Below are 1,045 nucleotides of genomic sequence, written 5' to 3' on the forward strand. Positions count from 1 at the left end.
TTTTGCTATACATGGTAAGCGGCAGAAAATCATTATCCACCAGCTTAGAGTCTGCTGTCAGGCTAGTTAAGCCATGGCTTACATCACTCGTAACTTCGAACATAATCGGCAAACCATCGCGCTCAAACTGTGTTTTCAGTTCAGGGTCAACCACTGAGTATCGAGTTAATACAACGGAAGAAAGGTAGCCGCGTTGGTATTCAACAACTTCGCCTTTGATCATCTTATCGTTCATATTGGCGATACCGTCTTCAATAATCGACTGACCAATTTGACCAACCGCAAGCGGCCAACACAACGCCAATGAGAGTGCACCACCGATGGCGCCTAGTTGCTTTAAGTATTGCATAACATCACTTCTCAGGTATTGGCGCTCAGACGACCCCAAACTAATAACGGATAAAACATTGAGATAAATCAGACTATTGATGCTAATTCTAGTCCATTAGTCAGGAATCATACGCAGCTCGCACTCATTGCGCCGTTTTATTGATAAAGTTTGCTTGGCCAAGTTTTAACCGGAGCTCAACCACCTGTGAATCGTTACGCTGTATTGTGTCTCGACAATAATCCAATCAGTGCAGAGCAGTTTCGATTGGAACTGTCGGCTTTCTCTAGCAAGTTTGATATTTTTTCTGTCGAGTCGATAGAAGAAGCGCAAAGCGCGTTGGAATATCTTGAAGAAAGAGAACAAACTGTCGCGTTAGTGATCGCCAGCCATCACGCGCACTTTAATGGTGTGGATTTTCTCATTGGGCTGGACAAAACACCGCACACAGAGCGCGCTCGTAAAATTCTCATCAGTTGCTCTTCAGATATTGACGCGATACTCACGGCCGTCAATGAAGGTCGTTTGGATCATTGTTTGACCAAGCCTCTACCAGATAACGTCCTTTTTAATACGGCTCAAAAAGAGCTGACGCAGTTTATCTTACGTAATTGCAAAGAAGACTTGCTCAGTTATAGCCAAATCTTGGACCAGCACAAATTGCTACGTGCTCATATCGAAAATCAGATGAGCAATTACCAAGCCGGTTTCTTACAC

At 44.0% G+C, this 1,045-nt stretch carries 1 protein-coding gene and 1 pseudogene; one reads left to right on the forward strand and one right to left on the reverse strand.

Features of this window, described 5'->3' with window-relative positions:
- Positions 1-349: DUF945 family protein (locus tag R8O70_RS26220; protein WP_318184591.1), on the reverse strand; the 349-nt coding region annotated here is incomplete at its 3' end.
- A 186-nt stretch (positions 350-535) separates the two neighbouring features.
- Between R8O70_RS26220 and R8O70_RS26225 the strand changes: the two are divergent.
- Positions 536-1,045, forward strand: a pseudogene (locus R8O70_RS26225) (ATPase); the annotation flags it as partial.

Source organism: Vibrio sp. 779(2023), from assembly GCF_033344285.1.
GTDB classification, from domain to species: Bacteria; Pseudomonadota; Gammaproteobacteria; order Enterobacterales; family Vibrionaceae; genus Vibrio; species Vibrio alginolyticus.